Below are 15702 nucleotides of genomic sequence, written 5' to 3' on the forward strand. Positions count from 1 at the left end.
TATAACGGGATTGACCAGAGGTACACAATGAGCCTTGCCGAAACCATCGAGAACAAGCTGCGGGACGAGTTCGATCCGCAGCATATCGACGTCCAGTGCGAGAGCCACCTGCACAATGTGCCGGCCGGCTCCGAGATGCATTTCCGCGTGGTCCTGGTAAGCGGCGCCTTCGCATCGCTGCGCAAGGTGCAGCGCCACCAGAAGGTCTACGGTGTACTCGCCGAAGAGATGGCCGGGCCGGTGCACGCGCTGGCGCTGCACACCTACAGTCCGGAAGAGTGGCCGGGCGAGGCTCCGGAAAGCCCCCAGTGCCTGGGTGGCGGCAAGCACTGATTCCCTCTGCTCAACGCGGCGCGGCAGTTTTACAGGCTGCCGCGCCTCTTTTCCAGCAGCGCAGCCCCGCGCACTATCCTCCTTCCTTCAGCCGTGCCGATTCCCGACGCGCGTATTTTTGCCCCTCCATTCCTTGACGCCAATTGGGCTTTTACTGCCGAACTTTACAACCAGCCGACTAGACTGATCATGATTGGGCCGATTGCAATTTCACCCGTCGAATATCAATGGAGTATGACCTATGAAAAAGGAGCGCATTCTGGCATCCCTGGCATTTGCCGCATCGGCAATTGTCGCTTCCCCCTCCATGGCCGGACCGTCCGGCTACGCGCCGCCTGCGCCTTCCGGGCCGAAGGCGGTTTACGAAGCCGGCACCGCGGTGGTGCGTCTCGGCGGCGCCTACGTCGATCCGGACTCCACTTCCGGCAACCTGCGCGACCCCTACATTTTTCCCGAGTTTTCCGGGCTCAAGTACGAACTGGATGACAACACCACCTGGCAGTTCAGCGCCATGTTCATGCCGATCGATCACTTCTCGATTGAGTACGGCTACGTCGGCGAATCCAACCACGACCTGGAGGTCCGCCGGTTGAGACTGCTCGGCCTGCCGGAAATCCCGGGCAACAGGCGCAACCTGGGCAATCTGGAGAGAACCTCCAGCACCCTGCTGGTGAACTGGTTTCCGGTCTGCAAGGAGTCGTGGGTACAGCCGTATATCGGCTTCGGCACTGTCTACACCCATTTTGACAGTGTCACTGTGCGCGAGCCCGTCAACGAAGACCTGGCACTGATCGCTGATGCGATCGGCCCGGCGCGGGTCAGTGTGGATGACACCTGGGGTTGGGCCGGCCAGATCGGCATCGATATCGTATTCGGCCGCGACAGCAACTGGCTCGCCAACGCCGCGGTGCAGTATCACGATGTCGAGACCACAACCAGCCTGCGCTACCCGGTGCGGGGGCTGGACAACCAGGATATGGAGCGCCGCTTCCTGAATGCCGTGAGAACCGATCTGGATGTGGATCCCTGGGTGTTCAATCTCGGGGTCGGCTACAAGTTCTGATCTTTCCCCCAGTGCGGAAAAAGGCGTTTCGGCGCCTTTTTCTTCGCCTGCGGGGGGAAGGGGTGACGGAAAAAATAGGAAAAAAGCGCCATTGAAAATTTTTCTTGCGCCAGAAAAAATTTTTACGCGCCAATTTACGTCAATGTTCCAAGCTTTACCGTCAATGTTGGGTATTTTTTCTACAGCTTTTTGCAGCGTGTCTAAACTGAAAGTGATTGGGTTAATTGCTGTTCAATTTGCCGAATATCAATGGAGTTTTACTATGAAAATGACGCGCATTCTGACACCTCTGGCACTGGCTGTATCCGCCGTGGTGGCGTCCCACCAGGCTCTGGCCGGTCCCTCCGGTTACGCCCCGCCGCCGCCGTCCGGCCCGGACCCGGTTTACTCTGCTGGGACAGCCGTGTTTCGCGTCGGTGCTTCCTTTGTAGATCCCGACAACGATCGCGACCACTTCCGCATCGATGATCGCTTCTACATCGATCAGTTCCAGGACCAGTACGACGATTACGATCGCCTGGGTTTCCGTATCGATGACGATACCTCGTGGAACTTCACCGCCGGCTTTATGCCTATGGACCACTTCATGCTGGAAGTGGGCTATATCGGCGAAACCGACCACGACCTGGATATCCGCAATCCGGAGCTGGTGGATATTATCAATGACGAGATCGTCGTCATCGATGACCGCGACCTGCGCCTCGGGCAACTGAGCCGCTGGTCCGGTTTCGCCATGGCCAACTGGTTCCCGGTGTGCACCGAGTCCTGGGTCCAGCCATACGTCGGTATCGGTGCCCACTACACCGACTTCGACAACCACAATGTGCGTGGACGTTTCGCGGACTTCCTGGTGGATTACGCCGGTGGTGTAACTCCCCTCGACGGCCGTGTGCGCTACGACGACGACTGGGGCTGGGCCGCGCAGGCGGGTGTCGACATCATGTTCGGTCGCGACAGCAACTGGCTGGTCAATGCCGCCGTGATGTACCTGGATACCGAAGTGAAAGCGGATCTGCACTACCGTGTAGACAACGAAAACTTCTTCTTCGACACGGTCAGGGCGATCAGAACCGACTTCGACCTGGATCCCTGGGTCTACAACCTGGGTATCGGTTATCGGTTCTGATACCGGCTTCTTTCACGGATGAAGGGAAAAGGCGCTTCGGCGCCTTTTCTTTTTGTGCGGGGAATGTGTCCGCCCGTGGAAATCAGGGCTCGGAAGGGAGGCCGAAAACCGGCATGCCATCTTCGGACCAGCCGAATTCCTTGATATAGGTATGGCGGTTCGGGTCCCACAGCGGATCGCCCTCGATCTCGGTGTAGGTGCGGGCGTGATAGACAAGGATATCGCGCTCGCCGTCTTCCGAAACGGTAAAGCTGTTGTGGCCCGGGCCGTAGATACCGCGCTCGTAACAACTCTGGAACACCGGCTCCGGCGACTTGGTCCAGCTGGCCGGGTCCATCAGGTCTGCCTCTTCATCGGCGTACAGCAGCCCCATGCAGTAGTTGTGATTGGTGGCACTGGCGGAATAGCTGATAAAGATACGACCGTGGCGCTTGATCACCGCCGCGCCCTCGTTGACGGCAAAACCGATTTTCTCCCAGTCGTATTCCGGAATCGTCAGGCACACCGGTTCGCCGGCAATACTGGTGGGAGAGTCCTGGCGGGCGATATACAGGTTGGAGTTGCCGGGAATATCCGGTCCCTTCTGTGCCCACAGGTAATAGCGCTGGCCGCGGTGCTCGAAGCTGGTGGCGTCCAGGCAGAAGGTGTCGATGCCGGAATCCACCTGGCTCAGTGCCCATTCGCCCTCGAGCGGGTTGGCGGCGGTGGTGGTCACTGCGTACATGCGGTGCTGGAACAGATCGTGCTTGATCTCCCGCGACGGCGCCGCGGCAAAATAGATGGCCCAGGTGCCGTCGATATAGTGGATCTCCGGTGCCCAGATCAGGTCGGAATAGGGGCCGGTTTCCGGCTTGCGCCACACGGTGACCTTCTCCGCATCCGCGAGCCCGGCCAGGGTTTCCGAGCGGCGCAGCTCCAGGCGATCGTACTCCGGCACAGAGGCGATGAAGTAGTAGTAGCCATCGCTGTGCTTGTAGATGAACGGATCCGCGCGCTGCTCGATCAGCGGCTGCAGTAGTGGGGATGATTCAGTCACAATAATGCTCCAGGGTACTTCTCTGTTCTGCCCCGCAGGGCGGGGCACTCGGGAAAATCCGTAGTGGTGCCGATCGTGCGATTCCCCGGATTGCGCTGCGCTCCATCCGGGCTACGCAGGAACTGGCCCGTCCGTAGCCTGGATGCAGGCGCGTAGCGCCGGAATCCGGGATGACGCCGATCGCACGAACGCCCGGATTGCGCTGCGCGCCATCCGGGCTATGTGAGATCAGGGCGCCGTGGGTGCGAGGTCGCCGTCGTCCCGGTCGTCTTCGTCTTTCGCCGCCGGCGCCACGCCCTCTTCTTTCTTCAGGCGGTGGTAGTAGTCGTCGGTAATGATGTACCTGCGCATCAGCAGGCCCAGCAGGAAGTGGAACAGGCCGGGGATCACCGTCAGCATCAGCGCGATCCCCGTCAGGGCGAATTCGCTCTGGGCTTCGCCGGCCTGGTAGCCGAAATAGGTCAGCAGCAGGCCGGTAATAAAGCCCGCGATACCGGTGCCGGCCTTCTGGCAGAAGGAAATGCCACCGAAGGCCAGGCCGGACACGCGTTTGCCGGTCTTCGCCTCGCCGTAGTCCACTGCCTCGGCGATCGCGGACCAGAAAATGGGTGCGTGCAGGTCCGCTACGAAGGACAGGATGAAATAGAGCACAAACGCCAGCACGATATCGCCGGGGGCCACGGCGAAGTACATCAGTGCACTGATGGCCGCCAGGAGCAGTTGGGACCAGCCGAACAGCTTGACCTTGCAAAAGCGCTTGGTAATCCAGGTGGAGGCCACCATGGCGGCGATGGAGGCGACGATGCCGGCACTGGTGAACTTGGCGGCCATGGATTCGGTGCCGCCGAGATAGTAGATGGTGTAGTAGAAGGCAACACCGCCGCGCAGCGCATAGCCGATGGTGCCCAGCATGCAGGCCCCCGCCAGCACCAGCCACTGGTCGTTCTTCAGCAGCAGGTTCAGCTGTTCACCCAACGGCTTCTTGTCCACCACATGCTCGACCCGCTCGCGGGTGGTGAAGAAGCACATCATCAACAGTCCCACGCCGACCAGCGACATCAGGCCCATGGCAAACTGGTAGCCCTTGGCGGAGTCCTCGCCGCCCCACCATTGCGCCAGCTCCGGCACCGAGGCGACGATCACCACATTGGCGATTTTGGCGAAGAACATGCGGTAGCCATTGGCCGACAAGCGCTCCTGTGGATCGCTGGTCAGCACGCCGATATAGGAAATGTACGGGATGGCGACGCCGGTAAACATCAGGGTCGCGAACAGATAGGTCAGGTAGGCCCATACCAGCTTGGCGTTGTAGTCCAGGTCCGGCGTGGTAAACAGCAGGCAGACGGCAAAACCATAGGGGATGGACAGGTACAGGAAGTAGGGCCGGAAGCGCCCGTGCCGGCCTTTGAACTTGTCGGTCACGAGCCCCATCAGCGGGTCGCTCAGGGCGTCGACAAAGCGCGCGGCGAGGAACAGCGTTCCCACATGTGCCGGCTTAAGGCCAAAAATATCCGTATAAAAGTACTGCATGAAGTAGAACATGGCCGCGATCATCACATTGACGGCCATATCGCCGGCGCCGAAGCCGACTTTTTCCACTACGGAAAGCTTGTTGGACTGCATTGTTATGTTTCCCATCTATCGCCGGGGTACGGGCCCGCTTATTGTTATCGAGCGTTTGCGATATATATATTATTGTAGTATTAATGTCAAAGCGGATCGCACATCGGGCGGCGCGCCCGGCGCCCTCCAATAACAGCACAATTGGCGCAAAATCGCACATCTGATGCTGACCGGGTTGCGATGAGGCGTCGCGGTCGCGGCCTCCGGCGCGGGGCGGTGCGTCGCCGAGTGGCTGCGAGGACGGCTGTCCGCAAGGTGAAAAATAATAAGGTAGGGCCAATCGCTGTACCAATGGCCCGGGCCAGGTAGTAGAATGATTTTTTGCGGAAATGGCTGTACTGCGTTCCGCCAGGGCCGGAGCACCCAAGTCGACGACCCGATTCGACACTCCGATCATTTTCCTGCTGGAGTGCGCCGGTAACGCCGGGATGCGCGAATTGGCAGTTTTTTATCAAGGCATTTTTAATATGGCAAACCAAGTCAGGGAGAGCAGGCCGCGGAGTGTGCACGCCTGGGTGGCTTACGAATTGGGGACACGGATCGTAAGCGGGACCTACCAGCCCGGGGAGTATATTCCCAACGAGGCCAAGATCGGCGAGGAGCTGAATGTCTCCCGCACTGCACTGCGTGAAGCCTTCAAGATTCTGACCGCCAAGGGGTTGATCGAGTCGCGTCCCAAGCTGGGCACCCGCGTGCGCCCGAAAGACTGCTGGAACATGTTCGACTCCGAAGTGCTCAAGTGGTGTTTCGAGTCCACGCCGTCACCGGAATTCCTGCGCTCCCTGTTCGAGGTGCGCGAAATCATCGAGCCCAACTCCGCCGCCCTGGCCGCCAAGCGCGCCACGCCGGAGCAGATCGACGAGATCGAAAAGGCCTTCCACGCGATGGAAGAGGCCGAGGCCGGGACCGAAGACGTGATCCTGACGGATATCGATTTCCATATGGCGATACTGCACGCCACCAATAATGAGTTTATGGTTTCTCTCGGGCAGTCGATCAAAACCGCATTGATGGGGCTTTTCCGTATCAGCAGTTCCGAGGAGTCGGAGTTCGTCGCATCACTGCCGGGCCACAAGGCTGTGTTCCAGGGGATTCGCGACGGCGATTCCGAGCGCGCCCGCTTCGAGATGAAGTCCCTGCTGTCCAAATCCGTGCGCCGCGCGCTGGACAGCCTGCCGGGGGAATCGGATGTGGATGTGGCCGTTTAGCGATACCGGTTGTCCGGTATGAAAAGGTGATCCTTGCGGTCGCCTTTTTTGTGTCCATGGAAAAAGGCAGAGTGGGGGATAAAAAGGGCGATCCCAGAGGGATCGCCTACTCGCAGGGAGAGTGCGGAATCGTGAGAAATGCAGGCTAGTGGTCCATGCGGAAAGTTGTGTAACTGTTCGCGTCGCCAAAGCGCCCGGCTCTGCGTTGAGAAAGCTTGAAGTAGAACCACTATTCCTGCGCTTTCTCGCCTTGATCTGAACGCTGTGGCTGTGCTCCTTTGTTACCGAACTTTAAGCGGCCCACTAGCGCCTGTTTAGAGTGGCTTCACTGCCGGAATCTTGCGCTCGACGATCTTCAGCGGGTTGCGCAGCGGGCGGCCAAAGAGTTCGGCTTCGATTTCAAAGCGGTCGCCCTCGCGCGGCTCGATCCCATCGCCGAAACTCAGGGTCGCGGTACCGAAGAAATGTACGTGCACATGGCCCGGGCGACAGAAACCCGCGTACTTGAAGTGGTGCGCTTCCAGGTTGGTGACCGTGTGGGACATGTTCTTCTCTCCGCTGAGGAAGCTCTTTTCCCACAGGATCTCGCCGTCCCGCACGATGCGCGAGACGCCTTCGATATGTTCCGGCAGTTCGCCCAGCAGCAGTTCAGGGCCGATGGCGCAGGGGCGCAGCTTGGAGTGGGCCAGGTAGAGATAGTTCTGGCGCTCGGTCACATGGTCGGACAGCTCGTTGCCCAGCGCGAAACCGATGCGGCGCGGATTGCCGTCGGCGTCGTTGATATAAATTCCGGCGATCTCCGGCTCTTCGCCCGCGTCCAGTGCAAAGGAGGGGCTCTCCAGGGTCGCTTCCGGCGCGGCGATGCTGTCGCCGTCGCCCTTGTAGAACCACTCCGGCTGCACGCCGGTTTCACCCGCAGCCGGCTTGCCACCCTCGACGCCCATCTTGAACATCTTCATGGTGTCGGTCAGGTCTTCCTCGGCGCTGGCACTGTTCTGGGCGTGCATGGCGGCGCGGGTGTCGGCGCTGCCCAGGTGGGTCAGGCCGGTGCCGGCGACCATCAGCTGGGTGGCTTGCGGGTGATCGATCGGCGCCAGGAGACGCTTGTCGTCGATGATCTTCTGGTAGTCCAGGCGGGTGTCCGACAGCAGGCTCGTTGCCAGCGTTTCCAGGGCCTCGCCTTTTTCGATGGCTTGTTGCGCCAACTGGTAGATGGTCTCTATATCGCCAAGCTGGTCGATCGTATTGCTGTCGACCACGGCACCCACGGCTCGCTGGCCGTCTTCTCCAGTGAACTGAATCAGTCTCATTGCTTTTTTCTCTTCATGTCGTCTGATCTGAGTAGTGTCGGCCAAAGATTGCTCTTCGAACGGCGCCGTCTGAGCCTTTATATAATACAATATTACTTATTACAACGGGTGGCCATGACTTCGCGGCTGGCCGGGGCTGTGGGGCCGGGATCCATGGGGCGATACAGGGGGCTTGAAGTGGGGTCCCGACTTTAATCGTACAATACTATTGACATATCTTGCGGCGCTGTGTGAGCATTGATGGTAGCGGTACCATTTCGTAGTGACAAACAATAATAACCATGCCGTTGAGTCGCCCTCCAGAATCGTCGCGAGAGGGCAGTAGCGGCAGTCAGCGATTCAGGAGGGTTGCCGCCGAACCCGCTCGATAGTGGCGGCCGCAGAGAAAAATGGCAAGAAACCATCGTCTTTCCCATCCAGCCGTACCTACCAAAACCTCATCTGAAATTACATCCAAGAAGTCGCTGCTGATACTTTCAGTACTTGCGCTTTTCTCAGTATCCGTAAACGCGGAACAGTATGAGCCTGGTGAAAACCCGATCTTCAGGAATATTTTCACGGCCGATCCGGCACCGCTGGTCGTTGGTGATACTCTGTATGTCTATGCCGGGCACGATGAGGCCGGCGAAGGCCAGATGTTCAACATCACCGAATGGGTTGTGTACTCCACCACGGATATGAAGGACTGGACGTTCCACGGTTCGGTCATGAAGCCTACCGATTTTGATTGGGCCATCAGGGATGCCTGGGCTTCCCAGGTGATTGAAAAGGAGGGCAAGTACTGGTTCTACACGACTGTGGAACACGGTCCTCCGCACAGCGGCAAGGCCATCGGCGTCGCGGTTGCGGACACACCACTGGGGCCCTTCAGGGATGCAAAGGGCTCCGCACTGGCCTTTGATGCCACCACTCCCACGCCGGAAGATCCGCACGACTGGGATGATATTGATCCAACCGTATTCACCGATGCCGACGGAACAACCTGGATCGCCTGGGGCAACATGCATTTGTACCTGGCCAGGTTAAAACCGAATATGATTGAATTCGATGGGCCCATCCGGGAAATATACCTGCCCAACTACACCGAAGGTCCGTGGCTGCACAAGCGAGAGGGCTTGTATTACCTGACCTATCCCTGCTTTGCGCATCAGAATATGTACGAAAAGATGTGTTACGGCACAGCTTCCCATATCACGGGGCCCTGGACCTATCAGGGCATCCTCACCGATCGCACCGAAAACAGCTACACCATCCATCCCGGCATCGTCGAGTACGGGGGGCAATGGTACTTTTTCTATCACGATGCCAAGCTGGCAATAGATGGTGTGCCGGGAGCCATGGGAAGACGGTCCATCGCTCTTGAACATCTCTACTATAACGAAGACGGAACCATCAAGCCGATCAGGCAAACAAAAGCGGGCGTGAGTGTCCCGCGCCAGCCACCCGGAGGCTATCAAAGGCCTATCTTTAACCCGGGGGGCGCCCTGGTTGCCGTGGATAGCGACATAGATGTCACGCAGAATGCGGCCGTCGCAGCCACCGAATGGGAATCGAGGCCAGTATTGCAGACTACCGATGATCCCTACAATACCGCCATTGTCCCAGAGAGTTTTAATCACGGTGACGGCGGCGCCACTTCCCTGGGACAGACGTTCAGCCCCGATGTCGATTTCAGGCTGGAGGAAATCAGCTTGTATGCCGGTGACGGGTTCGGGACAACTGAAGATGAACCCGTGACCCTGGCTCTGTATGAGCTCGACAAAGATGACGAAGATAGTGCCGAAATGGGTTCTGTTTCTTCCTATAGGGTAGGGAGGAATCTTCTGGAGTCTGGCGAAAGGCTGCGGATAAACTACAGGCCCCAGGCACAGGGGCTGCTTCAATTCCACCTGGATGAACATCGCCAGCCCGAGTTGAAAGCGGGCAGACGCTATGTACTGGAGCTTCAGGGGGTGCGCGACACGGCTCCCCTTTTCTGGCGAAGGACAAAGACAGACACCCATTTGACAGGAGCGGCTTACCGGGATCGATCACTGATTGAGGAGGAATCGAAGTCGGGAGACTTTGGTCTGGCTCTGTACGGTGAGGCTCTTCAGGAGCAATGATCTCAGTATGAAGGGGGTCGTCTTCAATATTCATGATGTCGCCCTGCTGTTGATCGCCGGTGAATGCAGCATTCTTGCGGTACTGTTCCTGGTGCATCGGAGCGGCAGACCTTTCGCCCACCCGCTGCTGGCGATTTTTCTGATTCTGAACATGCTGGTTGCGGTCGATACCCTTGTCTACTGGGGGGAAGCGGTTCGCTATCGGGTGTTCCATATATCGCCAAACCTGTTCTTCATTTTCGGGTTTTCCTATTTCCTGCTGGGGCCGGTTTTGTATTGGTATACCCGGTCGATGATCTATAGCGACTTCCCGTTTCGTCGGCTGAGTTTCCTGCACCTGCTGCCGGCGGTCGCTGCGCAGGTTTACCTGTACTTTGCCTACCATCGCTATCCCGCGTCTGTGCAGGGAGACCTCGTTCTCGGCCTGGAAATTTTCACTTCTACGGACGGTTATCACGATATATTCATTACAATGCAAAAAGCCGCCGTGGTTATCTACGGCCTGGCCTGCCTTTATCAGCTCGCCCGTTATCGTGCCTTACTGAAAGAAAGTTACTCAAGTATCGAGAAAATCGATTTTGTTTGGTTAAACCTGCTGGTTGGCGGTTTCCTGTTGGCCTGGAGCTGGAGTCTCTTCACGCACATTTTTGGCCTGTATCGCCCCGGAGATATCAGTGACACGATGGGGATCACTGGCAATTACATGATCTTTGTATTGGTCAATAGTCTAGTGTTTTACAGTCTGATCTATTCAGGTGTTCTCGGCGGGGCAGTCAGCCAGGGCGAAAAACGCGACCGGTCCGAGGGCAGGGGTCCGATAGGGCCGCGCCACCTCGATCGGATTCGCGCGGCCATGGAAAAAGAAAAACTGTTCCTCAATCCCAGGCTGACTGTGGAAGAGTTCGCGGGGTACGTGAAACTACCACCTCGCCAGGTATCTTCGTTGATCAAACGTCGGTTTAGCCGAAATTTTCTCGAGTATGTTAACGGGTATCGTGTGGAGGAGGCCAAGCGCAGCCTGGCCGACCCGGCGAATAGCAATAATCCTGTGCTTGATATCGCCTCAAAATCCGGATTCAACAGCAAAGCCACATTCAACCGGTTCTTCAAGAAGTTTGCCGGTGTTACCCCTACGGAATACCGACGCCGTTGTCTATCGGGCCAGCCCGGCTGAAAAGGCGGCACATCGGGTATGGTTGAGCGTCTCAATTCTTGTCTTGCAAAAATTGCAGCTTTACTCGCTGCGGTAGCCATAGGATTCTCTCCAGGCTGTCGCTTGATCCGTGCCCGTCTCATCAAGGGGGGGGGGCAGGCGATTGTGTCGTCGGATCCAACTGTCCGGATGGACATGGTGAAGTCGTACCCGGGCAATCTCCGGCGGCTGACGGATAGTTAAATAAAAATTATTCATATATTCAGCGAGGAGAAGCCGTGTTCCAGTCAACTCTCTACGTCATACGCGCAATATTGATTGCCGCCGTGACACTCTCACCCATGGCCGCCGGTGCCAAACCGTACAAGGCCGCGGAAATTCTTACCAACGATAGCCAGCTCTATGGCAAGTATGTATTCCGGATGCGGGCAGCCGAGGGCAGCGGTATCATATCCAATTTCTTCCTGTGGAAAGATGGCTCAGAACTGGAGGGGGTGACCTGGGAAGAGGTTGATATCGAGGTCTTTGGCCAGGGCGGTGCCCGCTCGTGGCAAAGCAATATCATCACCGGCCTAGACAGCCGAATCACGTCCGAGGAGGTGCACAACGCCGGTGTCTCACTTGCCGAGGACTACCATACCTACAGCATTGAATGGACGCCACAGTGGGTGCGCTGGCTGGTCGACGGGCAGGTGGTACGGGAAACACAGGGAGGGCAGGCCGGCGACCTGATCAATCCCGCGCAGGCCCGTTTCAACTTCTGGCCACCGAATATCCCCTCCTGGGTCGGTCCATGGGACGACAGCATCCTGCCGGTACACATGTTCGTCAACTGGATCGAGTACCACAGCTGGAACGGCGGTGGTTTCGACTTCGAGTGGCGGGATGATTTCAATTCCTTTGATACCGGCCGCTGGAGCAAGGCCGACTGGACTTTCGCCGAGAATCGCGCGGACCTGGTTCCGGCCAATGCCGAGGCGGTTGACGGCTACCTGGTGCTGTCCATGACCCATGAGGGGCAGGAAGGCTTCAGTGGCACGCCACCCGTAGACAATAACGGCAGCTCCAGCTCGTCTTCCAGCAGCTCTTCCAGTTCTTCTTCCAGCTCTTCCTCCAGTTCATCGTCCAGCTCATCGAGCAGCAGCTCTTCCTCCGGCGGACCGGATGACGGCGATTGTCCGGTGGTGTCCTGGAACTCGGGTAATTTCAACACCCAGGGAGCTTATTGCTTCCGCACGCAGCAGGCGATCCAGGGGTGGGGCGTCGCGAATTTCTCCGGTCGATCCATTTCCGTGACAGTAAACGGCTCGGGCCCAGCCGTGACTTCCCTGGGGGCGCCACTGCCGCCCAAGGGTTCCAGCGACTTCTACATTTTTGAGGCCAGTGCCGGCGATTTCCCGTGGGCCTCTGTTTTCTGGTGGTAAAACAGCCTCTCCGATAAGCAAACCGTAGAACCTGTCTTCTCTGGAGTTGGCAGGTTTCCCGGGAGAGGAGTCAAAAGCAGGTGATTTTGGTCTGGCTCTGTATAAAGAGCCTCCTGGCACGATAAATCCCATGGAAGTGCGATGATGCGCGATTCCGGTGATGCCAGATTGAATGAGAGAGAGCGGCGGTAACAATAAAAACCATTTCTGGAGAAAACCCATGAAACTCACAAAACAAACCCTGTCGCTCCCGCCCTCGAAGGGCTGGAGCGGGCACTTCATGTCCAGGGCGCGTGGAATGAAAACTCTGATGAAAGGTTCCCTTGCAACCTTTCTGTTGTCGGCTACAACCGTCTGCTTCGCGGACAACCCGCTGGTATCGCAGGTCTATACGGCGGATCCAGCGGCGCGGGTATTCGATGGTCGGATGTATGTAATTACCACGCACGATCAGGAAGACCAGTCGGATTACAGCGAGCTTCACGACTACACCATGTTCTCGTCGGACGACATGATCAACTGGCAAGACCACGGTGTGGTATTCGACTCGCGTACCGATACCAGTTGGGCCAACCTGGCCTATGCGCCCGATATCATAGAGCGCAACGGCCAGTACTACCTGTACTTTCCGGACGGCGCCAGCTCGATTGGCGTGGCGGTGAGTGACAGCCCCACAGGCCCCTTTACCGATCCCCTGGGCGGTCCCCTCGTCGACCGGAATACGCCCAATGCGAATGTGGACTGGGTATTCGATCTCGGCGTTTTTATCGATGACGATGGCCAGGCCTATCTGTATTTCGGTGGCGGCGGGCCGGGCAACGCCCGCGTGATCCGGCTGAATAGCGATATGATCAGCACCAGTGGTTCAGCCATCACGCTGGATGTTCCCAATTTCTTTGAAGCGCTGTATATGCACAAGCGCAATGGCACTTACTATCTGTCCTACTCCACCAATACCGAAGCGGGGCTGGCGATAGACTATATGACCAGTAACAACCCGACTTCGGGGTTTGTGCACCGGGGCACCGTGCTACCCAATCCCTGGGAGAACAACAGTAACAACAACCACCAGTCCATTCTGGAGTTCGACAATCAGTGGTACATCTTTTACCACAACCGGGCGGTGGCCAACGCGCGCGGTGCCAGTACCTACCAGCGCTCCATCAACGCGGACCAGCTCTTCTATAACGGCGACGGCAGCATACAGCAGGTCAATGCCGGATCCGCGGGCGTACCGAAGCGGAAGAACGTCGATCCCTTTGCCAGAAACGAAGCGGAAACCATCGATAACGAGCAGGGGATCGAGACCGAAGGCCCTGCGACCGGTACCCGCAACCTGGCATTTATCCAGGACGGCGACTGGGTGAAGATTTCCAATGTCGACTTCGGCTCCGGCGCAACCGGCTTCGAGGCCAGTGTCGCTTCGGATACCAGCGGTGGCACCGTAGAGATTGTTCTCGACGATGTGAACAGCCAGCCGATCGGCAGTCTCAGTGTCGGCAATACCGGGGGATGGCAGAGCTGGCAGACGGTTTCCACGCAGATCAATACCGTGACCGGTCTCCACGATCTCTTCCTGCGCTTTTCCGGCGGAAGCGACTATCTGCTCAACCTCAACTGGTACCGGTTTGCCGGTGGTGGGGTCGGGGGCAGTACCCTGGAGGTGGAGCTGGAAAGCCTGTCCGGACAGGGTGGTTTTTCTCCGTTCAATGTCGAGTTCGATGGGGCCGCTTCCGGCGGGCAATACATTGCCTGGCCGAACAATGGCACCCAGATACTGAGTTCACCGTCCGACGGCGAGACCGGCCAGGTCGTGATTCCTTTTTCACTCTCGCAAGCGGCGGGCGTGCAGTTCCAGGTCCGGGCCAATATGTCAAACGCCGATGACGATTCCTTCTATTACAAGCTGGACTCGGGTTCGTGGGCCACGCAGAACAATACCGCCACCAGCGGCTGGGAAACACTGATGCCGGCAACCTTCGACAACCTGTCGGCGGGTGAGCACACACTGCGGATTCTGCGGCGCGAGGACGGCGCGGGGCTGGACCGGATTACACTGACGGCGTCCGCCGGCGAAATCACCGGCTCCGGCGGAAATGGTGGAGAAAGTACTGTCCTGGTGCGCGCTCTCGGAACCACCGGCACCGAGTCGATCACGCTGCGTGTGGGCGGCACCGATGTCCAGAGCTGGACCCTGTCCACCGCCATGGCGGACTACACGGCCACCACCGAACTGTCCGGCGATGTCACCGTGGCCTTCACCAACGACAATGACGGCGATGCCGATGTCCAGGTCGACTATGTGCAGGTCAACGGCCAGACCCGCCAGGCAGAGGACCGGAGCGAGAACACCGGCGCCTGGGGCAACGACCAGTGCGGTGGTGGCTCAAACAGTGAATGGCTGCACTGCAACGGCTATATCAACTTTGGTCCTGTATCCGGCACCGACCCGGATCCCAACCCTGGTCCCGATTTCTTCGTGGGCAATATCACTACGGGCGGCCAGGTCCGTTCCGACTTTATGCAGTACTGGGATCAGATCACCCCCGAGAACGAAGGCAAGTGGAGCAGTGTGGAAGGAACCCGCGACCAGTACAACTGGAGCGGCCTGGATGCGGCCTACAACTTCGCCCAGCAGAATGGCATTCCGTTCAAGCAGCATACATTCGTGTGGGGAAACCAGTCGCCGGGCTGGATCAACAACCTCAGCCCCTCGGAGCAGGCCGCTGAAATCGAGGAATGGATTCGCGACTACTGTGCACGCTACCCGAACACCGAGATGATCGATGTGGTCAACGAGGCCACCCCCGGCCACGCGCCGGCCGGCTATGCACAGAGTGCCTTCGGCAATGACTGGATCATCCGTTCTTTTGAGCTGGCCAGGCAGTATTGCCCGAATGCGATCCTGATCCTGAACGATTACAACGTGCTGAGCTGGAACAACCAGGAGTTTATCGATATGGCCAGACCGGCTGTCGAAGCCGGGGTGGTGGATGCGATCGGTCTGCAGGCGCACGGTCTGGAGGACTGGTCCCTGACTGATCTCCAGAACAACCTTGACGCGGTGGCTGCTCTGGGTCTGCCAATATATATCTCCGAGTACGACGTCAATCATGCCGACGACCAGGTCCAGCTGCAGATCATGCAGGAGCAATTCCCGATGTTTTTCAGTCATCCGTCGGTTGCGGGCATCACCTTGTGGGGTTATGTGGTCGGCCAGACCTGGGTGCCCAACAGCGGCCTTATCCGGAGCGATGGCTCGCACCGCCCGGCCATGACCTGGTTGATGAACTACCTGGAACAATAAGTAATAGATCTTCA

General features: G+C 58.1%; 11 protein-coding genes. 8 read left to right on the forward strand and 3 right to left on the reverse strand.

All coding sequences use genetic code 11. The annotated features are described in order from the left end of the window. The first annotated feature begins 27 nt into the window (after window positions 1–27). From MWN76_RS19655 to MWN76_RS19665, 3 genes are all read left to right on the forward strand, one after another. Window positions 28–333, forward strand: coding sequence for a BolA family protein (locus MWN76_RS19655; RefSeq protein ID WP_250464669.1), 306 nt, complete (start codon window positions 28–30; stop codon window positions 331–333). 241 nt (window positions 334–574) lie between these two features. After that, complete coding sequence (locus MWN76_RS19660; RefSeq protein ID WP_250464671.1) at window positions 575–1396, forward strand: OmpW/AlkL family protein; 822 nt, start codon at window positions 575–577, stop codon at window positions 1394–1396. A gap of 262 nt (window positions 1397–1658) precedes the next feature. Continuing rightward, window positions 1659–2522 carry an OmpW/AlkL family protein gene (locus tag MWN76_RS19665; protein WP_250464673.1) on the forward strand — a complete coding sequence of 288 codons (864 nt, stop codon included), beginning with the start codon at window positions 1659–1661 and terminating at the stop codon, window positions 2520–2522. Window positions 2523–2604: 82 nt separating this feature from the next. Here MWN76_RS19665 and MWN76_RS19670 read toward each other — a convergent pair whose 3' ends face one another. Both MWN76_RS19670 and MWN76_RS19675 read right to left on the reverse strand, forming a co-directional pair. After that, the gene (locus tag MWN76_RS19670) at window positions 2605–3558 is read right to left on the reverse strand and encodes a glycoside hydrolase family 43 protein (protein ID WP_250464675.1); all 954 of its coding nucleotides are present in this window, start codon (window positions 3556–3558) and stop codon (window positions 2605–2607) included. Between the two features lie 228 nt (window positions 3559–3786). Further along, window positions 3787–5181, reverse strand: coding sequence for an MFS transporter (locus MWN76_RS19675; RefSeq protein ID WP_250464677.1), 1395 nt, complete (start codon window positions 5179–5181; stop codon window positions 3787–3789). A gap of 467 nt (window positions 5182–5648) precedes the next feature. On the opposite strand from MWN76_RS19675, the gene MWN76_RS19680 reads away from it, so the two are divergent. Continuing rightward, the gene (locus MWN76_RS19680) at window positions 5649–6389 is read left to right on the forward strand and encodes a FadR/GntR family transcriptional regulator (protein WP_250464679.1); all 741 of its coding nucleotides are present in this window, start codon (window positions 5649–5651) and stop codon (window positions 6387–6389) included. 314 nt (window positions 6390–6703) lie between these two features. Here MWN76_RS19680 and araD1 read toward each other — a convergent pair whose 3' ends face one another. Then, on the reverse strand, window positions 6704–7699 hold the full coding sequence (gene araD1 / locus MWN76_RS19685) for an AraD1 family protein (RefSeq protein ID WP_250464681.1): 996 nt from the start codon (window positions 7697–7699) through the stop codon (window positions 6704–6706). A 389-nt stretch (window positions 7700–8088) separates the two neighbouring features. On the opposite strand from araD1, the gene MWN76_RS19690 reads away from it, so the two are divergent. The 4 genes from MWN76_RS19690 (at window position 8089) to MWN76_RS19705 (ending at window position 15688) form a co-directional block, all read left to right on the forward strand. Next, window positions 8089–9804, forward strand: coding sequence for a glycoside hydrolase family 43 protein (locus tag MWN76_RS19690; protein ID WP_250464683.1), 1716 nt, complete (start codon window positions 8089–8091; stop codon window positions 9802–9804). 7 nt (window positions 9805–9811) lie between these two features. Continuing rightward, window positions 9812–10978 (forward strand): helix-turn-helix domain-containing protein, encoded by a 1167-nt coding sequence (locus tag MWN76_RS19695; protein WP_250464685.1) that lies wholly within the window; start codon window positions 9812–9814, stop codon window positions 10976–10978. 257 nt (window positions 10979–11235) lie between these two features. After that, a complete protein-coding gene (locus MWN76_RS19700; protein WP_250464687.1) occupies window positions 11236–12381 on the forward strand; it encodes a family 16 glycosylhydrolase in 1146 nt (381 codons plus the stop codon). A gap of 310 nt (window positions 12382–12691) precedes the next feature. Then, window positions 12692–15688 carry an endo-1,4-beta-xylanase gene (locus MWN76_RS19705; RefSeq protein ID WP_250464689.1) on the forward strand — a complete coding sequence of 999 codons (2997 nt, stop codon included), beginning with the start codon at window positions 12692–12694 and terminating at the stop codon, window positions 15686–15688. Window positions 15689–15702 lie beyond the last annotated feature (14 nt).

It is taken from the genome of Microbulbifer litoralis (genome assembly GCF_023634065.1).
Taxonomy (GTDB): domain Bacteria; phylum Pseudomonadota; class Gammaproteobacteria; order Pseudomonadales; family Cellvibrionaceae; genus Microbulbifer; species Microbulbifer litoralis.

Excerpts from the sequence above, each read along its gene's own strand:
- MWN76_RS19655 (WP_250464669.1), top strand. The coding sequence starts at position 28 with ATGAGCCTTGCCGAAACCATCGAGAACAAGCTGCGGGACGAGTTCGAT.
- MWN76_RS19660 (WP_250464671.1), top strand. The coding sequence starts at position 575 with ATGAAAAAGGAGCGCATTCTGGCATCCCTGGCATTTGCCGCATCGGCA.
- MWN76_RS19665 (WP_250464673.1), top strand. The coding sequence starts at position 1,659 with ATGAAAATGACGCGCATTCTGACACCTCTGGCACTGGCTGTATCCGCC.
- MWN76_RS19675 (WP_250464677.1), bottom strand. The coding sequence starts at position 5,181 with ATGCAGTCCAACAAGCTTTCCGTAGTGGAAAAAGTCGGCTTCGGCGCC.
- MWN76_RS19680 (WP_250464679.1), top strand. The coding sequence starts at position 5,649 with ATGGCAAACCAAGTCAGGGAGAGCAGGCCGCGGAGTGTGCACGCCTGG.
- araD1 (WP_250464681.1), bottom strand. The coding sequence starts at position 7,699 with ATGAGACTGATTCAGTTCACTGGAGAAGACGGCCAGCGAGCCGTGGGT.
- MWN76_RS19690 (WP_250464683.1), top strand. The coding sequence starts at position 8,089 with ATGGCAAGAAACCATCGTCTTTCCCATCCAGCCGTACCTACCAAAACC.
- MWN76_RS19695 (WP_250464685.1), top strand. The coding sequence starts at position 9,812 with ATGAAGGGGGTCGTCTTCAATATTCATGATGTCGCCCTGCTGTTGATC.
- MWN76_RS19705 (WP_250464689.1), top strand. The coding sequence starts at position 12,692 with ATGAAAGGTTCCCTTGCAACCTTTCTGTTGTCGGCTACAACCGTCTGC.